This is a genomic window from Metabacillus sp. Hm71 (assembly GCF_051842955.2).
Taxonomy (GTDB): Bacteria; Bacillota; Bacilli; order Bacillales; family Bacillaceae; genus Metabacillus.
Genome location: NZ_CM200278.1, coordinates 1,385,032 through 1,402,808 on the forward strand (window position 1 = coordinate 1,385,032; position 17,777 = coordinate 1,402,808).

The 17,777-nt window shown below is 32.2% G+C and carries 16 protein-coding genes and 2 pseudogenes; 11 read left to right on the top strand and 7 right to left on the bottom strand.

The window, feature by feature from the left end:
* Nucleotides 1-837: a carbohydrate ABC transporter permease gene (locus tag ACSVDH_RS06840; protein ID WP_439248984.1), complete on the top strand. Its 837-nt coding sequence runs from the start codon at nucleotides 1-3 to the stop codon at nucleotides 835-837.
* A gap of 99 nt (nucleotides 838-936) precedes the next feature.
* Nucleotides 937-2,253, top strand: coding sequence for an ADP-dependent glucokinase/phosphofructokinase (locus tag ACSVDH_RS06845; RefSeq protein WP_439248985.1), 1,317 nt, complete (start codon nucleotides 937-939; stop codon nucleotides 2,251-2,253).
* A 329-nt stretch (nucleotides 2,254-2,582) separates the two neighbouring features.
* Here ACSVDH_RS06845 and ACSVDH_RS06850 read toward each other — a convergent pair.
* Nucleotides 2,583-2,822, bottom strand: a pseudogene (locus tag ACSVDH_RS06850) (putative PEP-binding protein); the annotation flags it as partial.
* A 417-nt stretch (nucleotides 2,823-3,239) separates the two neighbouring features.
* Nucleotides 3,240-3,650: pseudogene (locus ACSVDH_RS06855) on the bottom strand (SIS domain-containing protein); the annotation flags it as partial.
* 295 nt (nucleotides 3,651-3,945) lie between these two features.
* Here ACSVDH_RS06855 and ACSVDH_RS06860 point away from each other — a divergent pair.
* The 6 genes from ACSVDH_RS06860 to ACSVDH_RS06885 all read left to right on the top strand — a co-directional run bounded on the left by ACSVDH_RS06860 (nucleotide 3,946) and on the right by ACSVDH_RS06885 (nucleotide 10,883).
* Nucleotides 3,946-4,827, top strand: coding sequence for a class II fructose-bisphosphate aldolase (locus ACSVDH_RS06860; RefSeq protein WP_439248986.1), 882 nt, complete (start codon nucleotides 3,946-3,948; stop codon nucleotides 4,825-4,827).
* A gap of 468 nt (nucleotides 4,828-5,295) precedes the next feature.
* Entirely contained in the window at nucleotides 5,296-6,267 is a 972-nt protein-coding gene (locus ACSVDH_RS06865; protein WP_439248987.1) for a substrate-binding domain-containing protein, read from the top strand.
* 71 nt (nucleotides 6,268-6,338) lie between these two features.
* Nucleotides 6,339-7,832, top strand: coding sequence for a sugar ABC transporter ATP-binding protein (locus ACSVDH_RS06870; protein WP_439248988.1), 1,494 nt, complete (start codon nucleotides 6,339-6,341; stop codon nucleotides 7,830-7,832).
* A gap of 8 nt (nucleotides 7,833-7,840) precedes the next feature.
* Nucleotides 7,841-8,803, top strand: a complete 963-nt coding sequence (locus ACSVDH_RS06875) for an ABC transporter permease (RefSeq protein ID WP_439248989.1) — start codon at nucleotides 7,841-7,843, stop codon at nucleotides 8,801-8,803.
* Between the two features lie 18 nt (nucleotides 8,804-8,821).
* Nucleotides 8,822-9,766 (top strand): sugar kinase, encoded by a 945-nt coding sequence (locus ACSVDH_RS06880; RefSeq protein ID WP_439248990.1) that lies wholly within the window; start codon nucleotides 8,822-8,824, stop codon nucleotides 9,764-9,766.
* 340 nt (nucleotides 9,767-10,106) lie between these two features.
* A complete protein-coding gene (locus ACSVDH_RS06885; protein WP_439248991.1) occupies nucleotides 10,107-10,883 on the top strand; it encodes a MurR/RpiR family transcriptional regulator in 777 nt (258 codons plus the stop codon).
* A gap of 56 nt (nucleotides 10,884-10,939) precedes the next feature.
* Here the strand turns inward: ACSVDH_RS06885 and ACSVDH_RS06890 are convergent, their stop codons facing one another.
* From ACSVDH_RS06890 to ACSVDH_RS06910, 5 genes are all read right to left on the bottom strand, one after another.
* Nucleotides 10,940-11,398 (bottom strand): PTS sugar transporter subunit IIA, encoded by a 459-nt coding sequence (locus ACSVDH_RS06890; protein WP_439248992.1) that lies wholly within the window; start codon nucleotides 11,396-11,398, stop codon nucleotides 10,940-10,942.
* Nucleotides 11,399-11,427: 29 nt separating this feature from the next.
* On the bottom strand, nucleotides 11,428-12,858 hold the full coding sequence (locus tag ACSVDH_RS06895) for a PTS fructose transporter subunit IIC (RefSeq protein WP_439248993.1): 1,431 nt from the start codon (nucleotides 12,856-12,858) through the stop codon (nucleotides 11,428-11,430).
* Between the two features lie 3 nt (nucleotides 12,859-12,861).
* A complete protein-coding gene (gene pfkB / locus ACSVDH_RS06900; protein ID WP_439248994.1) occupies nucleotides 12,862-13,794 on the bottom strand; it encodes a 1-phosphofructokinase in 933 nt (310 codons plus the stop codon).
* A gap of 250 nt (nucleotides 13,795-14,044) precedes the next feature.
* Nucleotides 14,045-15,034 (bottom strand): tagatose 1,6-diphosphate aldolase, encoded by a 990-nt coding sequence (locus tag ACSVDH_RS06905; protein ID WP_439248995.1) that lies wholly within the window; start codon nucleotides 15,032-15,034, stop codon nucleotides 14,045-14,047.
* A complete protein-coding gene (locus ACSVDH_RS06910) occupies nucleotides 15,031-15,975 on the bottom strand; it encodes a 1-phosphofructokinase family hexose kinase (RefSeq protein ID WP_439248996.1) in 945 nt (314 codons plus the stop codon). The genes ACSVDH_RS06905 and ACSVDH_RS06910 overlap by 4 nt, the downstream gene beginning before the upstream one ends.
* Nucleotides 15,976-16,225: 250 nt before the next feature.
* On the opposite strand from ACSVDH_RS06910, the gene ACSVDH_RS06915 reads away from it, so the two are divergent.
* Genes ACSVDH_RS06915 through gatB form a run of 3 tightly spaced genes read left to right on the top strand, consistent with a single transcriptional unit; the run spans nucleotide 16,226 to nucleotide 17,773 of the window.
* On the top strand, nucleotides 16,226-17,023 hold the full coding sequence (locus tag ACSVDH_RS06915; RefSeq protein ID WP_439248997.1) for a DeoR/GlpR family DNA-binding transcription regulator: 798 nt from the start codon (nucleotides 16,226-16,228) through the stop codon (nucleotides 17,021-17,023).
* Nucleotides 17,016-17,498: a PTS sugar transporter subunit IIA gene (locus ACSVDH_RS06920; protein WP_439248998.1), complete on the top strand. Its 483-nt coding sequence runs from the start codon at nucleotides 17,016-17,018 to the stop codon at nucleotides 17,496-17,498. The genes ACSVDH_RS06915 and ACSVDH_RS06920 overlap by 8 nt, the downstream gene beginning before the upstream one ends.
* Nucleotides 17,498-17,773 carry a PTS galactitol transporter subunit IIB gene (gatB, locus tag ACSVDH_RS06925; RefSeq protein WP_439248999.1) on the top strand — a complete coding sequence of 92 codons (276 nt, stop codon included), beginning with the start codon at nucleotides 17,498-17,500 and terminating at the stop codon, nucleotides 17,771-17,773. The genes ACSVDH_RS06920 and gatB overlap by 1 nt, the downstream gene beginning before the upstream one ends.
* Nucleotides 17,774-17,777 lie beyond the last annotated feature (4 nt).

Below are 17,777 nucleotides of genomic sequence, written 5' to 3' on the forward strand. Positions count from 1 at the left end.
ATGGTAGGAGAAAGAAAGTGGTATATAAAAGGTATAACAGTAATCCTATTAATTTTTGGAGCAATCTTTGCAGGTTTCCCAGTTCTTTGGATGCTCTTGAATTCCTTTAAACCAAACGCGGAAATCTTTGCATGGCCTCCATTGTGGATATCTGAGAATTTCACATTAGATGCTTACGTCGAGATATTCAATAATCCAGAAAAAATTAGATTTTTTATTAACAGCTACTTTATATCTATCACTGTAGTCATTTTGACTTTAATTGTAAGTATTCTAGCTTCGTATAGTTTCAGCAGGTTTAACTTTCCGGGCAAAAAAGTAATCAATACATTTATTGTAAGTGTTCAGGCAGTTCCGCCTATCGTGTTATTAATACCATATTTAAGTTTGATTGTAACAATTGGTTTGTTTAACACATATGGTGCTTTGATTTTAACCTATTTGTTATTTACGTTACCTTATGCAATCTTAATGATAACCGGATATTTTAATACGTTGCCAAAAGACTTAGATGAAGCAGTTATGATTGATGGTGGGTCCAGATTTAGAGCGCTTTGGTCTGTATTAGTTCCCGTATCGGTTCCAGGATTAGTTTCTGTCGGAATGTATACCTTTATGTTGTCGTGGAACGAGTATCTATTTGCCTTAGCTTTAACGAAGACAAATGAGTTTCGTACAGTTCCTGTAGGAATTAGCTTATTAATGGGTCAGCATGCTTATGAATGGAATCAAATGATGGCCATGAGCATACTTGGATCGTTACCGGTATTACTCTTATTCTTATTTTTCCAAAAATATTTCATTGCAGGAATGACATCTGGATCTGTTAAAAGCTAGGTTGCAATAACAAATGAAATGGACGCTTGCTTGATTATGTTCTATTAGTAAGTCCTCATTAGAGTTTTATATACCTATAACATATAAAGGGGTGTAATAATGAAAATAGAAGAGAAGTATATCGAACTTTATGAAAAAATGGATAAAAATATAAATATTCGTAAATCCAGTAGAAAAATGCCTGCGATGGGATATACAAGTAATTTAGATGTTTTATGTGATTTTCAGATTGATATATTAAATAAACTCCTTGAAGAATATATGCAGGGAGAGGACTTAAGTAAAATGAAAGCAGCAAAGGTAATAAAAACAGTACCAGATTTTATTAGAACTTTAGTTTATTATTGCGGGAAGGGAATTGGTGGTGAGGTTGATATAGAAGAACCCAAAATCATTGAAAAGTTCTTCTCAACAAAAAATGGCATTGGAGGAACCTCAGCACAAGCAGCCATGGCATTAGCTGCGATTGGATGTCCATCGATGATTCATCTCACTGATGATTCAAAAGAAGTTTGTGATATTCTTAACTCAGAACACATTTATACCGTGTCTCCAAATGGTCATTTGATTCAGACAAACCAAGTGACACAAAGATCTGAACAAGAAATACACTATATTATACAGTTTAAAAAAGGAGATGTATTTCGTTTAGGAGATCAAGAATTAGTTATACCAATATCCAATCGCTTGATTATTACAAAAATTACTGTGAACGAATTTTTACCATTCTCGAAACCATATTTTGATTATATTGAAAAGAATGCAAAAGGTATCAGTAGTAATGTACTATCTAGTTTTAATGCCCTTAAAGATAAAGAAATTTTAGAAGAACGATTAGATTTTGTAAGACAACATATAAGATCGTATAAGGCTAATAATGAATCAGGAATCGTGTTTTTTGAGGATGCTCATTATCATAGTAATACGATAAAAAAATTATGTATCGAAACGATATATTCAGAAGTGGACATTGTCTGCATGAATGAAGAAGAATTGGCTTATCTACTAAATATGTATAACTTTCCTATTAATATTGATGATATCATCTCATGTGTGGAAGGGATAAAATATATTAAAGAAAATTTAAAGATTAACAAGGGTGTAATTGTACATACAAAAGATTATTCAATGTATGTAGGAGATAAGCTTGAGGTTGATATCGAAAGCGGTCTCATGTATGGGAATATGCTTGCTACTACAAAAGCTATGGTTGGTTGGTATGGTTCTAAGGAACAGATATCAAAAACGTTAGAGCTTCCTCTGAGTAAAAAAGGAATGTCCAATTGGAAGATAATAGGCGAGAGTAATTATGCTAGTGGGACAATAATAGTTCCAACTAAGTATATCGATAGGCCTAAATATACTATAGGATTAGGAGATTCATTTGTAGCGGGTGTCCAGATTTGTTTTATGTAAGATTCCTATATGAAAAAATTATTTAATGTGTCAAGAACGGACGGAAATTCTCTCATAAATAATAGTGATAATCCTAAATAAATAGAGGGGTGGAGATGATCCTAGTATTTTAATATTGACCTCGTCTAAAATATTCAGTATCCACACTAAAAACTTTTTTTATTACATGAAATCCTGATAAGGAAAATTATCTACTTTATCAAGATCGATCATTACATTTAGCTAGTTTCCCCTCTTGTATTTGATAAAACATATGTAAAATTAATCCCCACACCTTTTTAGAGATTAGAGATACCTATAAGATGAGGGGAAACTAGTAATTAAATTAACTAACAATTATTTTGAAAATCTATTTTTTCAAATATTTCAACTTCCTCAGTAGTTGCCATATTTAAAATTTTATCAATTGTTATGTCTATTTCTTTTTTTGAAAGCTTTAAAATTTGATTTCTTGCTGATAATATGGAAGTTGCACTCATACTAAACTCGTCTAAGCCCAATCCGATAAGAATTGGAATAGCAATTTCGTCTCCGGCCATTTCTCCACACATTCCGACCCACTTTCCTTTATTTATGGGCTGAGAAAAATTCTTAATTTTAACAGCTCCTTATGCTTTTGATTAAAGATCAAAAGGAATATCTACGAGAGGATCAGTTTGTTCACTTTGATGATTAAAGGAAAAGCTAGAACAGATTTATGAGATGTATACGCGGTAAACCCTTTATCTATAAAAAGATGTGAAAATAAATTTGGCAGTAAAGTGTGTTCTTTCTTGAGTGGCTTTCAACATTTTTTTATAAAAGCACCCTATAAAATAGACCTTTTTTAGTGTCTTCTCTATAGGGTACAGTTTAATTTTTAGTTAACCTTATATTACCAACGAGGGGAATATAATAAAGAGGCATCGTTACGACAGCTCCCATTGAAAGGGCGGTTTTAGTATAAAAAAGTTGTTATACCAATTTACAAGATAAAGTTTCCTAAGTCAATCATTCCTCCTACTTTTCTCATACACCCTTCGTGCCAATTCTTCTAATATAAAAACAACTGGAATTTGCGTGGTAATATTTGATGTTTCAAAAAATTCCTCCGTTACATAGTAGGATACATTTTTGTTTGACATTTTGGCTATCGTGGACTGCCCGTTGTTTGTAATACTTAATATTTTACTGCTTTTTTCTTTCAACTTATGAATGTGAGATATGGTAAATTCATTTTCTCCAGAAACGGACAAAGCAATTGTAATGCTATTATTCAAGTCGGCGTGAATAGGCGTATACCAATCTTTTAAGTATGTAGAAAATGTACCCAAGCTCGAGAAGTATCTAGCGCCGTATTCAGCAAGAGTACCTAAACTGCCGATCCCGATAAAATATACATGATTAGCTTTAGCAATGGTGTCTGAAATGGATTATCAACTTTTTATGCTGATCGTTAAATTTATATAATAATTACCTTACTTATCATAATAAGAAGGCCAAAACGGGAAACCCAACATCTTTAGGGGTTTAAAGGTACGGGTTAATAGATGATTGTAAAAGCAGGAGTGACATATTTTTTAAATGAAAATTGTTTACAAATTCTGAAAACATTTTCGTAGTTTCATGTGTGATAATGCCATTAAGGAAAGATTAAGAATCGTTTATACATGTTCTAAAGTGAAGATGTATACATCTGAAGGAGGAGTAAGAATGGCACTTGTATCATCAACCCCTATGTTAAAGCAAGCAAGAGAATCAGGATATGGAATTGTAGCTTTTAATGTTCACTCTCTTGATATGTTATATGCAGTTGTAGAGGCTGCAGCAGAGTTAGAGTCACCAGTCATTATCCAAACTACTGTAGGAACTGTACGAAATTTAGGACCTGATAGTGTTGTATCATCAGCCCGTGCAGCAGCCGAGAAATATAAAATTCCGGTGGCGTTACACTTAGACCATTGTACAGAGTTTGAAGTGATTGTGAAATGTATCCGTGCTGGATATACGTCTGTTATGATAGATGCTTCTATGTATCCTTTCGAAGAAAATGTAAAACGAACAAATCAAGTAATGGAAATTGCGAAATTCTTAGATATTAATGTTGAAGCAGAGCTTGGTAAGGTAGGAGGAGTTGAAGACGATATTGTCGTTTCTGATGAAGATGCAGAAAAAGCAATCCCTTTTGAGTGTAAAGAATTTATTAAGCTAACAGGCGTACCAACTTTAGCACCAGCTATTGGTACTGCTCATGGAATATATAGTGGAGATCCTGATATCGATTTTGAGAGAATTAAACAAATAGCTGAACTAGTTGATGTCCCTCTTGTACTTCATGGTGGATCTGCCATTCCAGGAGATGACGTTAAAAGATGTGTATCTCTAGGTATGGCAAAAATGAATGTATCAACTGAGTTAAAGAATGCCTACTCTGCCGCAATACGTGACCATTTTATTAATGAACCAGACTCTCTTGATCCTCGCCAGTATTTAAAATTTGCTAAAGAAGCAGCTAAAGAACTAGCAAAATCTAAAATATTATTAGTTGGTAGTCAAGGAAAAGCTTCTTCGACTAAACGTTTTATACACCAATAATGTTATTAAATCAATAATTTACGGTTACTCATAAAAACCTAAATGCTTTTATGAGTAACCTTTTTTAATTGGCTATAACAGTAAAAGCTGGTAAATCTGTTATTACTATTTCTAAGAAAAGTTAGATTTTCAATTAGTAAGAAATCTTTAAGATAAATAAAGTAAGTTTTATTTTTTATCCTATGAAAAGGTTTACAAATTATGAAAACATTTACGGTGCATGTTATGAAATAATCTTACTAATAAAAGAAACCTTTTCAGTACATAGAGACGTGTACTAGTATATTAATAATTTTCTGCATGAAATCATTACGGTAATGAATATAAGGATGAGTACTCTATTTTATAAATTATTAATAATAAGCTTTATCTATAGCCTTAGATACATTAAAGGAGGTGATAATTGTGAGTTGATAAAAACAAATATTGATCAGAAATACCCATCATAAAAAAATAGGGGGAATCACAGTGAAAAAGAAAGCGTTGTCAATCTATCTTATCTCTGTATTAATAATTGGATTGTTAACAGGTTGTGCTGGCTCTGCAGAAACTAATTCTCAAGAAGGATCGGAAAAGGAATCTATTAAAATAGGTGCTTCCATTCTAACTCAATCCCATCCATTCTATGTAGCTATTAAAGAATCAATTGAAGCAGAAGCAAAAAATCAAAATGTGGAACTTGATGTATCAGTTGCTGATCAAGACTTAAATAGACAAATCTCTGCTATTGAAGATTTTATTAATAGGGGTGTAGATGCAATTATTATTACACCAGTTGATTCTGATGGTGTTAAAGGCGCAATAATGAAAGCAAAAGAGGCTAATATTCCTGTTGTAACTGTAGATATAAAGGCAAATGGTGTAGAAGTTGACTCCCATATTGCAACAGATAACTATTCAGGAGGAATGATTGCTGCTGAAGCAATGGCTAAAAATCTTGATGAAAAAGGCGAAATAGGTCTTATAACATATCCAGAAATACAATCGGTTAACGATCGTATAGAGGGCTTTAAGAAGATTGCAGATACTTATCCAAATTTAAAAATTGTTACTGAATTGCCAGGAAGAAATAGGGAGGAAGCAAAAACAGCTTCAGAAGATATGCTTACTAGTCATCCGAATTTAAACGGTATATTTGGTTTTGGTGATGATATGGCAATTGCCGCAACTACTGCTGTTGCTGAAAAAGGTTCTGATGCAATAGTGGTTGGTTTTGATGGATTAGAAGAGGCTAGAAAATCAGTAGATGAAGATAATGCTTTTAAAGCTGTTGTAGTTCAATTCCCAGATAAGATGGGGGCTGAAGGAGTAATAAATGCAGTTAGGTTAGCAAAAGGTGAAACAGTTGAAAAAGAAGTCCCAATTACTCCTGGTCTTTATGTTAATGGTAAAGGATTAGTCGAAGTAACAGTTGATGATGATAAAGTAACTATCAAGTAAAAACTAGTAGAAGAAATACCTAGCGGTATTTCTTCTTATAAACTTTATTTGATAGTAAGGGGCGTGAAATTATGACTACTATTCTAGAAATGAATGGAATCAAAAAGGTCTTTCCAGGTGTAATTGCACTAAATGGAGTGAATTTAAAGCTTGAAGAAGGAAAGGTTTTAGCCTTATTAGGGGAAAATGGTGCAGGAAAATCAACCTTAATGAAGATTTTATCAGGTTCATATAAACCTGATGGTGGAGAAATCTTTCTATTTGGAAAAAAAATTGAGATAAAAGATGTGGTACATGCAAAGGAGTTAGGGGTAAGTATTATTTACCAAGAACTTAGCCTGAGCAATAATATGACTGTTGCTGAAAATATCTTCGCCTTACAAGAACCGACCCGATTAGGACTCATAGATGATAGAGAATTGAATAAACGGGCAAAAGAATTGCTAGATGATCTTGAATTAGATATCCCTCCAACAAAGTTAGTAAATGAATTATCGATTTCCAATCAACAAATGGTAGAAATCGCCAAATCTTTAAGTACAAACCCTAAGATTATTATCATGGATGAGCCAACATCTGCTTTGAGTAGCAAGGAAACTAAAAAGCTTTTTAAAATCATTCGCAAATTACAATCTAAAGGAACTTCAATCATTTATATCTCACATAGAATGGAAGAACTATTTGAAATTACTAATAATGTTAGTATTTTAAGAGATGGAGTTTACATTGGAACAGTAGAAACAAAGCAAACCTCTTCAGAAGAACTTATTAAAATGATGGTTGGTCGTGAAATGGAAAATGTTTATCCTGAAAAGAATTTTCATTTTATTCGAGATGAAAAATTATTGGAAATTAAAGATTATAATAAAAAAAATTACTTTGAGAACATAAATTTCTTTGTTAGACCCGGTGAAATAGTAGGATTGTATGGTTTAATGGGGTCGGGACGAACGGAGATAGTTCAAGGGATATTTGGTATGTTAAAGCGAGATAGTGGAGAATTATTTTTACATGGGAGAAAGGTGAAGATAGATAACCCATTCACTGCTATTCAAAATAAAATCGCATTTGTAACAGAAGACAGAAAAAATGAAGGTCTAGTATTAACTGCAAGCGTCTATGAAAATACAACCTTTGCAAATCTCGGGAAATATTTAAATGCTTTTAAATTGATTGACCATCAAAAAGAAGTAAAAAAAACAAAAGAGCATGTAAACAATTTAAAAATTAAAACGCCTAGTATATACCAAATGGTGAATAAACTGAGTGGAGGAAATCAACAAAAAATTGTTTTATCCAAATGGTTTGAGATAGACCCAGATATATTAATATTAGATGAACCTACAAGAGGTATTGACGTAGGAGCAAAGTATGAAATTTATAAATTAATGATTGAATTAGCTCAAAAAGGTGTTGGCATAATAATGATTTCTTCGGATTTACCTGAGGTATTAAATGTTTCCGACAGATTATTAGTTGTTAAGGAGCGGAAAATAGTGACTGAACTAGATCCAAAGATGACATCTCAAGAAGAAATAATGTCATATATAACAGAGTCGAGGTGAGTGGAAGTATGAACACAAAGACATTTTCAGAAAAAAAAATTTTGAAAAGTTATGGTGGAGTATTATTAGCATTATTAGGATTGCTGGTGTTATTTTCATTTTTCACTCCGCATTTTTTTACAACAAATAATTTACTAACAATACTTTCACAAGTTTCAATAATTGCTATTTTAGCCTTTGGTATGACCTTTGTTCTAATGATTGGTGAAATAGATTTATCGGTTGGTTCTATATTAGCTTTAAGTGGTCTAGTATTAGGAGTTTTATTAACTATGGGAATAAATGTATTTCTATCAATTATCTTAGTTTTACTTGTTGGGGCATTAGCGGGTTTATTTAATGGTTTTGTTAGTGCGAAATTTAGAATTGCAACGTTCATTGTTACAGTAGCAACAATGGGGATCTTTAGAGGGATTGGTTTTTCAATAACAGATGCTAAGCCCATCCAAATCGAAAACCCTTTCATACTATTTATTGGAAACCAAAAACTTTTTGATATAATTCCCGTTCCTGTTGTGATCGTAATCATGTTGTTACTCATTTTCCATATAGTACTCTCTAAAACTACCTTTGGAAGACGAGCAAAAATGGTCGGTGGAAATAAACTAGCAGCTGAGTATGTAGGAGTAAATACAAAAACCCTACAAATGAAAATATTTATGATTTCAGGTATTACCGCAGCAATTAGTGGTATATTACTTTCTTCTAGATTATATTCAGCTCAGCCAAATGCTGGTGGTGGCTATGAATTAGACGCAATCGCAGCTGCGGTATTAGGAGGGACTAGTTTAACAGGAGGGTATGGAACAGTTTTTGGCACATTTATTGGGGCGTTAATAATGGGTGTAATCAATAATGGAATGAACTTGATTGGGATGCCTTATTTTTATCAACAAATTATAAAAGGACTGATAATCATTGTAGCAGTATATATAGATGTAAGGAATAAAGAGAGAATGCTAGGAAAGTAATGGGAGGGAGTCGTGCATATGGCGGAAATAATAACAATTGGAGAAATACTTGTTGAAGTAATGGCAAAAGAGATTGGTCAAAAATTCGACGAGACTGGAGAATTTATCGGTCCGTTTCCTAGTGGGGCTCCTGCAATTTTTATAGATCAAGCAGCTAAATGCGGCAGTGATTCTATGATCATATCCGCTGTCGGAAAAGATGGATTTGGTGAAATCAATTTACTAAGATTACAAAGAAGTGGTGTTAACATCTCAAGAATTAAACAGCTAAAGAATGAAACTACAGGTGTGGCTTTTGTAACCTATCAAAATAACGGTGATCGAGATTTCTTATATCATATTTCAAATGCTGCTTGTGGTTTTATTAATGAGGGCTATATAGAAGAAATTGATTTTAAAAATTGTACGTACTTTCACATTATGGGAAGTTCAATATACAATGATGATGTTTATCGGGCCATTCTCAAAGGTATTGAATTTGCTAAGAAATACGGTAGTAAATTAAGCTTTGATCCGAATGTAAGAAAAGAAATTGTAACAGATATCCAGAAAAGAAATCGATTAGTAGAAATCCTTCTATTGTCTGACATAATATTAGCAGGTGAAAACGAATTATTTTATTTAACTGATATAAAAGACGAAGTAGAAAGCGTAAATTACTTATTAAACAAAGGTGCAGAAATAATAATAATCAAAAGAGGTAATAGAGGAGCTACTTTGTATTCAACAGATTTGACCATGAATGTTGATGCTTACAAGGTAGAAGAAATAGACCCTACTGGTGCCGGAGATTGTTTTGGCGGAACCTTCCTATCATGTTTAAATCAAGGCTTTGATATAAGAGATGCATTTGAATTGGCTTCTATTGCAGGTGCTCAGGCTGTAACAAAGAAAGGACCTATGGAAGGAAATACAACGCTTCAAGAATTAAATTTAATAAATAAACAAATTCTAAATCAATAAAAAAAGTAAAGTTCAAATTATTAAAATTCTATAATGAAAAATACTTAAAAAATAAATAGTAAGGAAGAATTCATATTAGTGAATCTTCCTTTTTTCATTTTCATTATATAACAAAATTAAATAGAAAAAGGCTTCTACTTATTTTTTAGTTCAGTTTTTAAAATTAAATTTAAAAGAAAATAGTGAATTTTTAAACAAAAGTTTATATTATTAAAAATAATAAATGCTTTATAAGATATTTATAATTATAATAAATGGATATGCAAAATGGAAAGAATAATATTAGGTGAAAAATATAAGATTATTATAAAAGCCAAATGAATTAAAGGTGATAATACTAATGAATGAATTTCTTTTTAATATTCCAGCTGAAACTTATAAGCAATTAAGTGAATCTGAAAGATACTTATTGGAATACATTTTTAAGAATATAGAAAATATTCCAGATATATCTATTGTGAAATTAAGTGAAGAAGCAAATGTATCAACAGCGACTATAGTACGTTTAATGAAAAAAATAGGACATGACGGATTTACCTCATTTAAATACAATATTAAGGATAAATTGAATTCAAAAGAATCAATTGAAGCTATAGATGAAATTGATACAAAAATTCAACATGCTATAAAAAAGAATGAACTTGAAGTATTGAATACAATTCAGATGATTAATAGGGGGACGATCGAAGATACAATACAAAAAATATATGATGCTGATAAAATTTATATATTTGCTAGAGGTTTTTCCGAGATGATAGCTAATGAAATGACCATTAAGCTACAATTACTTGGTAAGAATTGTGAAATGCATAATGACCCAAATATTATTCGAGTAATTTCAAGCAAATTGAAAGAAAAACATTTAGCAATCTTCATATCTTTAAATGGCGAGACAGAAGAGTTAGTTGAGGCATGCAAAAATTTTAAAATAAAAAATATTAGTACCGTGACGATAACAGCAAGTTTAGATTCCACTTTAGCAAGATTGTCAGAAATAACTTTATGTGGCTATAAAGGTAGCCATTCGTTTTTTCCAGATTATGAAGTGCGTTCTCGTTTACCTTTACAGGTAATATCCAGAATTATACTTGATGCATATGTAATAAGAACAGCTTAAAAAGGACAGAGTGCTTGCACTCTGTCCTTTTGTATCATTTAAATAAAGTATATTAATTATTGATTAACCATAGCATTATTTAATACTTCAATAATTTCATTAGGATTAGTAGCATTTAATAGGTTTTGCCGAATATCCTCATGGATTAACATTCTGGAGATGGAAGATAATAAAGATAGATGTGTTGTTCCTGCTTCTGATTCAGGTATTAATAATGAAATTGCAAAACGGATAGGTTTATTATCCATTGATTCCCACTCTACTCCATTAGATAATGTTACGATAATGACAGCTGCCTTGTCTATAGCTTTTGATTTTGTATGAGGAATTGCGAATCCATCCATAAAACCAGTTGTACCTTCTTGTTCACGTTTGGATAATCCATCAATAATGGATTGCTTTGCTGAAGATATATTATTTGACACTGCAATTTCTGCTATAAGTTTGAAAACATCTTTTTTGGAGTGTAAATTAACATTTGTTCGAATGTTATCGGTTTGAAATAGAGTATTCATATATAAATCTCCTCTTTTTTTAGTTTTTATTATGCTGTAAGTTTATCAGTCTTATCAATCTGATTTTTTTTAGAAGAAATACTTCTAGAAAATCCATATCCCAATGCTCCTATTAGAGAGCCAATTAATATAGCTAATACCCATTGAAATGCTCCTGTTACAACGGGGAGTACTAAAAAACCTCCATGTGGAGCAGGTACTTGTACATTGAACATGTAAGTTAATGTTGCTGAAATAGAGGAAGCTATCATTAAAATTGGTATGACAACAATTGGATTCTTTGCAGCAAAAGGTATTGCCCCTTCGGTAATATGTGTTGATCCTAGGATGAAATTAATTAATCCAGCATTACGTTCAGATTCATTAAATTGTTTTTTAAAGAATAGTGTTGCAAATGCAATAACTAGAGGTGGGGTGATACAAGCAGCTGAAACACCTGCCATGAAATATAAATTTCCATCTGTAAGTAAAGCTGTTCCAGTAACATAAGCTGCTTTATTAATAGGGCCACCCATATCAAATGCACACATACTTCCAACGAGAAGTCCTAAAACAATTGGGTTCGCATCCTGAAAATTAGCTAAAAAGGACATCATACCTTCGTTAATTACAGTCATTGGTTCAACAAATAATTTCATTAGAGCACCAGTTATCAAAATTCCAAGTACTGGATATAAGAAAATTGCTTTTAATCCTTCTAGAGACTTAGGCATTTTACTTAATAATATTGATAACAGAACCACTACATATCCTGCAAGGAAACCTCCTACAATACCACCAATGAATCCTGCACCTCCTGTAGAAGCAATCATTCCACCTATAAAACCAGCAACTAAACCAGGACGTTTCGCTATTGATTCAGCAATATATGCAGCTAAAATTGGCACCATTAATTGAAAGCCAAGTCCTCCAATATCCATAAGTAATTTTGCAGTAGGGTTAAATGTTTCATGTTCTGGATTAGCCGAATGAATACCAAATAGAAATGAAATAGCTATTAATACTCCTCCCCCTACAACAAATGGAAGCATGTTTGATACACCATTCATTAGATGTTTGTATATTGTTCGACCAATTGTAGGGCTGCTATTTATTTCGTTTTTATCTTCTGCTTCAACATTTTGCTTAGAAGAGGCTTTATATATGCTAGCTTTTCCTTCAATAATTAAATTAATAAGATTCTCTGCCTCTCTTATTCCTTTTGCTACAGGAACATCAACTACTGGTTTACCGGTAAATCTGTCAGCGTTTACATCCTTATCAGCAGCAATAATAACTCCGTCTGCTTCTCGGATATCTTGTTCGGTTAATTCATTTTCAATTCCAACTTGTCCATGAGTTTCAACTTTAATTTCAACACCTAATTTTTCTGCTGCTATTTTTAATGCCTCAGCGGCCATAAAAGTATGTGCGATTCCAGTAGGACAACCAGTAGCTGCAATTATTTTAACTTTACTCATATTTTAGCCCTCCTTATTAACACAAAGATGAGATACAGTAATTTGAGACATTAATTGTTTAACATCAGTTAAATCACTTAGTCCTTTAGAAAAAGCTGTAGATGCACCAGTTGCTGATGCAAATATAAGTGCTTCTTCTATAGAAGAACCCAACGTTAATTTTCCGATAAATGAAGCCAAAAGAGCGTCTCCGGCACATGCAGTATTTACGACTTTTCCTTTTGGTGTAGTTACCTTAATTGTTTCTTCATCTGAAATAAAAAGTGCCCCGTCTTCACCTAACGATACGAGTACTCTTTCTGCACCTTGCTTTAAAAGTTGTTTCCCTAATTCAAATGCTTGTTCTTTATTGACGGTATCCATATTAAACAGATTTGCCAGTTCTTCTTGATTAGGCTTAATTAAATATGGATGGTACGGGAGACAATCAAGTAATTTGACTGAACTAATATCTAGAATAAGCTTGAGACTGTTTTGTTTTGAAATTTTAGCAATGTCTATATAAATTTCTTCAGATATTCCTTTTGGAAGACTACCGGAAACAAATAAAATGCTTTCTTTAGGAATACATTCAAGTTTCTTTAAAATTTCATCTTTTTTGATGTTAGGAATAGAAGGTCCTTTGTTTACAATTTTATATTCCTTTTCATTAGTACGGACAAAAGTATTAATTCGAGTAATGCCCTCAATTTCAATGAAATCTGTAACAATTCCAAGTTGCTGAAGTTCATTTTCAATATATTTTCCAGTAAACCCTCCAATAAAACCAATAGCTGTATTGTTTATCCCCATTTGTTTTAACAAAATTGAAATGTTTATTGATTTTCCATTTGGTTGATAATCTTCTGAATTTGTACGATTAACCACATTTGGTTCTAAATAGTCTACATCAACAAATAGATCAATGGCAGGATTCAGAGTACATGTATAGATCATTAGACGTTCTCCTTTCAAAAAGTTTCTCTAGAGTTGTAAGTTAATTATTACACATGAATTTATGAAAATGTTTTCATATTGTGTAAAGAAAGGTACTGGCTGAATGGCCATTTATTATCCAAGGGGGATTATAGTTTTACCTATCAGTTGAATTAAAATTTGAAGGTGTCATATTGATAAAATAATAAAGTAATAACAGAAAACTACCTGCATCTAAATAGAAGCAGGTAGTTATTTTTTTTATGAGATATTATCTAGAAAAATGTGTCCATGGAGTTGCAGTATTTTGAACAGCATCGCTTACTTTATTTAAATTTTCAACACCATGAGTTTCTAGCCACTGATAAAACTTTTCCTTTCCTTCTAATGCAAATGTTTTGATTCCGTCTTTCCATGTTGCTCTTCCACATAGTATTCCGCAAAACTCTGATTTTGCTTCTTTTGCAAAATGCAAAGTATCTACAAATTGTTCATTTGTTACACCGCCACTTAAATAAATAAATGGAATTCGGCTCTTTTCAGAACAATTTAGGTAGAATTCTTTAGCTTCTTCGTTAGTGAATATTGGATTATAATTTTCGTATTGGTCGTATCCTTGAATATTAAAAATAGATACAGGAACTTCAACTTTCAATAAGTCTACACCGTATTCATCTTTTGAAAATTCATCCATGAAGTACCCAATAAGAGCTGGCTTTCTCTTTAAAAATTCAGACTTAGGAGCTTCCTCAGCATCATAGGATACTGGTTCTAAGATAAATAGCAAGTCATTATACTTACACTCGTCTCCGACTCTTTTTATAAATGCCTTTTTAATATCATTATATTTTTCTTCTTCATTTGTATCATAGTAAACTAGTAATTTTAATGCATGGACTCCTTCTTTAACCAAATCTTGCACTGCCCAGTAGTCAACTAAATTAGGCAAACGACCTTTTTCACTTGCATCATAACCAGTTTTTTCGTAGGCCATAATTAAACCAATATTATCGTTTAATTTTTTTGTTGCACTCCAACCATATTCAGGATCAAGAAGAAATGAGGAAGACCTGTTCCCAAGAATCTCACTAATCCCTTCTTTAAACTGACTTAGTCCTTCTTCATACGAAATGCTGGGATTAATAGAATTAATCATTTTACCTAAAGAACCGCGTTGATCCATTGCTGTTGCAAAAATAATATTATTTTCATCTGAAATCAATTCTAGCCCTTTTCGTTTTCCAGCAGTTAAATTTTTCATCCCTTCATTCCTCCTAATTTTGTAATATCAATTTGTTTTGTATAGAAATCCAGTTCTTCTACTCCAATTTTTGGATACCAGTAAAGGCAGTTTGTTAATGAGTAAGCACTGGCCGATCTTAATGCTTCTTCAATTGTTTCACTTCTGTTTAGTTCTTTAACTAATGCTCCAAGGAAAATATCTCCTGACGCAGTTGCGTTTGTCACTTGGATCTTAGGCAGAACTATCTTATAGATTTCATGATCAAATTTTGCAATGGTTCCTTTTCCGCCAAGTGTTACAATGAAATTTTCATGATTCGAAAGGGTTTTCAATTCACTTACAATTACTTCTTCTGTAGGCTTTTGATCCTTTTTGTCAACTAACTCAAGAAATTCAAACTCATTCACTTTTGTTAGCCATGGTTCAGCTTTGACACCTTCTGTAAGGGGAACGCCACTACTATCCAGAATGCATTTTGCACCTTTCTTTTCTAGTAAATCAATTAAGTTATAGTAAAAATCTGAATCAATACCTCCAGGTAAAGAACCAGAAAAAATTACGTAATCTTCTTGATTCACTTGGTTAACTAAGTTTTCAATGAATTGATTTTTTTCTTTCCTATCAACTTTAGGTCCGCTTTCGTTAATTAAATGTGCTTGTCTTAACGTTTGATCAACAATTATTGAGCAAATTCGTGTCGTTTCTTTTGTTGGGGTAACGATACAGTCAATTTGCTCGTCATCAATCATTGATTTTAGATAATCCCCTGTATAGCCTCCTAAAAAAGTATGAACTAGAAAAGATGGCCGTTCATTTACTAGAAAGGAACGAATAACATTAAAGCCTTTTCCGCCTAATAAATCCATTGATTTTTCTGCTCGGCTGACACCATTTTGATAGAAATTATTTAAAAAAATCGTTCTATCAAGTGCAGGATTTGGGCATACAACATGAATCATGTTTGTCAACACTCCTTATGGATTTAAAATAAAAGATTATTTTGATCTATATAGTTAAATCTAATTTGATTTAACGAAAGATGATGTTGCTTTTCAAACTCATCTCTAACTCATAATAATCTGAAAAAAGTAAAAATGCAAAGATATTTTTTGCTTTTTTAATTATTTGCAAAAAAAAATATTTGCTTTTTTTGGTTTTATGATTTAAAGTGAAATCAGTAAGCGATTACAGCTAAGGAAGAATGCAGAGGTGATTTATGAAGTGCTTCCACAGGAAAGGCAGAAACAAATTCTGAAACACTTACATGAGTATCGTTCTGTTAAAATTGTAGATTTGAGTAAAACTTTAAATGTAACAAGGGAAACGATACGAAAAGATTTATATGAAATGGAAGAAGAAGGTCTAGTTAGGAAAGTGCATGGGGGAGCTATTTTAAACAAAGCAAATTTAGAGACTAATTATCATCATCGAATACACACAAATGATGGAGAAAAACGAAGTATTGCAAAGAAAGCAGCAGAATTGGTAGCAGATGGGGACACAATGTATATAGATTATGGTACCACTGCATTGTATTTTGTAAGAGAAATTCTGGATAAGAAAAATTTAACGATCTTAACAAATTCTTTACCTATTGCGAATGAATTGATTGACTATTCAAATCATGAAGTAGTGGTCATTGGTGGCAGTATAAGGAAAAATGAAAGGTCTCTTTTTGGGCCAATAGCTTATCGGGTAATACAGGATTTGTATGTAGATATAGGTTTTTTTGGTACTGGAGGAGTAGATTTAGAAGCCGGTTTTACTAATTTTCATCTAGGTGAATCAGAGGTCTCGAGGTTAATGGTGAAGCATAGTCAGAAGAGGGTTCTTTTGGCTGATTATTCAAAATTTAATACTCAAGCAATGAATAAAGTAGCTTCTTTTGATGAGATCGATATTTTAATTACAGATACCAATACTAATCAGGAATTAATACAAAAGCTAAGAAATAATAATATGAGTCTGATAATTGTGGACGTAGAAAGTAGTGAACAAGATGATTGAACTATTAGATAAAGATTTAATTATGTTAAACTCTAATGCTAATACCTATAGTGAGGTATTTCACCAACTTGGATCAGTTATGATTGAAAAAGGATACGCTAACAATGACTATACCGAAGGGTTATTGAATAGAGAAAGTGAATATCCTACTGGTATTCCGGTAGAGCCAGTTGGAGTAGCAATTCCACACACTGATTCAAGTTTTGTTAATAGTAGTAAAATTGGATTAATGACACTTGAAAATCCAGTAGAATTTGGTGTTATGGGTGGGAGAGATTCTGAAAAAATAAATGTAAAGTTAGTCATATTATTAGGATTTGCTGATGGTAAGCATCACTTAAAAGCATTACAAAATATTATTCAACTAATACAAGATTCCTCATTTGTAGAAGGTTTATTATCCGTTAATTCAAGAGAGGAAGCTTATCACATTTTAGAAAATAAATTAGAGCTAGAAATTGAGGAGGAATTATAATGAAAAAAGTAATCGTAGCATGTGGTGGAGCGGTAGCAACTTCAACGGTGGCAGCAAATAAAATTAGAGCAATTTTAAAGGAAAATAATATTAATGCTGATGTACAACAATGTCGTGTAAGTGAGTTATCTACAAAAGCAAGTGATGCTGATTTAATTGTAACTACTGCAAAGGTAGATAGAGATTATGGAGTTCCTGTTATTCACGGTATCGCATTTATTTCAGGAGTAGGACTAGAAAAAACAAAGGCACAAATCCTTGAAACACTACAGTAAGTTA

What these genes read in the sequence shown, in the direction of transcription:
- ACSVDH_RS06840 (WP_439248984.1), top strand. Translation starts at nt 1, where the DNA reads ATGGTAGGAGAAAGAAAGTGGTATATAAAAGGTATAACAGTAATCCTA.
- ACSVDH_RS06845 (WP_439248985.1), top strand. Translation starts at nt 937, where the DNA reads ATGAAAATAGAAGAGAAGTATATCGAACTTTATGAAAAAATGGATAAA.
- ACSVDH_RS06860 (WP_439248986.1), top strand. Translation starts at nt 3,946, where the DNA reads ATGGCACTTGTATCATCAACCCCTATGTTAAAGCAAGCAAGAGAATCA.
- ACSVDH_RS06870 (WP_439248988.1), top strand. Translation starts at nt 6,339, where the DNA reads ATGACTACTATTCTAGAAATGAATGGAATCAAAAAGGTCTTTCCAGGT.
- ACSVDH_RS06875 (WP_439248989.1), top strand. Translation starts at nt 7,841, where the DNA reads ATGAACACAAAGACATTTTCAGAAAAAAAAATTTTGAAAAGTTATGGT.
- ACSVDH_RS06880 (WP_439248990.1), top strand. Translation starts at nt 8,822, where the DNA reads ATGGCGGAAATAATAACAATTGGAGAAATACTTGTTGAAGTAATGGCA.
- ACSVDH_RS06885 (WP_439248991.1), top strand. Translation starts at nt 10,107, where the DNA reads ATGAATGAATTTCTTTTTAATATTCCAGCTGAAACTTATAAGCAATTA.
- ACSVDH_RS06890 (WP_439248992.1), bottom strand. Translation starts at nt 11,398, where the DNA reads ATGAATACTCTATTTCAAACCGATAACATTCGAACAAATGTTAATTTA.
- ACSVDH_RS06895 (WP_439248993.1), bottom strand. Translation starts at nt 12,858, where the DNA reads ATGAGTAAAGTTAAAATAATTGCAGCTACTGGTTGTCCTACTGGAATC.
- pfkB (WP_439248994.1), bottom strand. Translation starts at nt 13,794, where the DNA reads ATGATCTATACATGTACTCTGAATCCTGCCATTGATCTATTTGTTGAT.
- ACSVDH_RS06905 (WP_439248995.1), bottom strand. Translation starts at nt 15,034, where the DNA reads ATGAAAAATTTAACTGCTGGAAAACGAAAAGGGCTAGAATTGATTTCA.
- ACSVDH_RS06910 (WP_439248996.1), bottom strand. Translation starts at nt 15,975, where the DNA reads ATGATTCATGTTGTATGCCCAAATCCTGCACTTGATAGAACGATTTTT.
- ACSVDH_RS06920 (WP_439248998.1), top strand. Translation starts at nt 17,016, where the DNA reads ATGATTGAACTATTAGATAAAGATTTAATTATGTTAAACTCTAATGCT.
- gatB (WP_439248999.1), top strand. Translation starts at nt 17,498, where the DNA reads ATGAAAAAAGTAATCGTAGCATGTGGTGGAGCGGTAGCAACTTCAACG.